Source organism: Phytoactinopolyspora endophytica (genome assembly GCF_004138495.1).
Classification (GTDB): Bacteria; Actinomycetota; Actinomycetes; order Jiangellales; family Jiangellaceae; genus Phytoactinopolyspora; species Phytoactinopolyspora endophytica.
Genome location: NZ_ML142855.1, coordinates 143,693 through 144,144 on the forward strand (window position 1 = coordinate 143,693; position 452 = coordinate 144,144).

Annotated in this window: 1 protein-coding gene; it reads left to right on the forward strand. The window is 65.3% G+C overall.

Annotation, left to right across the window (positions count from 1 at the left end):
• Nucleotides 1-21: 21 nt before the first annotated feature.
• Nucleotides 22-452 (forward strand): hypothetical protein (locus tag ELR45_RS37945; RefSeq protein WP_205856652.1); only part of this gene is annotated, 431 nt, incomplete at its 3' end.

Consider the following 452-nt stretch of genomic DNA (forward strand, 5'->3'; position numbering starts at 1 on the left):
CCAGGAGCCGCCTCCGGAGGAATGGCCGAGTTCGACGGCTGGTGGGACAAGATCCTTCCGTTCTGGAATCTTCTCTACCTCGGACTGCTCACGCTGGCAATGCTCACCACCGCGATGTCCGGTGCCCACAGCTCCGGTGAGCGGTGGGGAATCATCGCCCTGCTCGCGGTGATGGCCGTGACGTACATCGGCCTGGGCCGGCGCCTGTTCGAGGCCCCTGGCGGCCTGCCGGCGGCAGCGTACCTCTTTGTCACTTGGTCGTGCTTCTACGCGATCATTCTGGTCGCGGACCGTAACACCAGCGCCTATTTCGTCCTGTTCGCCATGTTTCCGCAGATTTGGGCGTTTCTGGCCGCCCGGCCGGCCGCGTATACGTCCGTCATCGTCATCGCCGGTGAGGCGATCACCGAGATGCAGGTCGCCGGCTGGGGATGGAGCACGGCAGCCCGGCA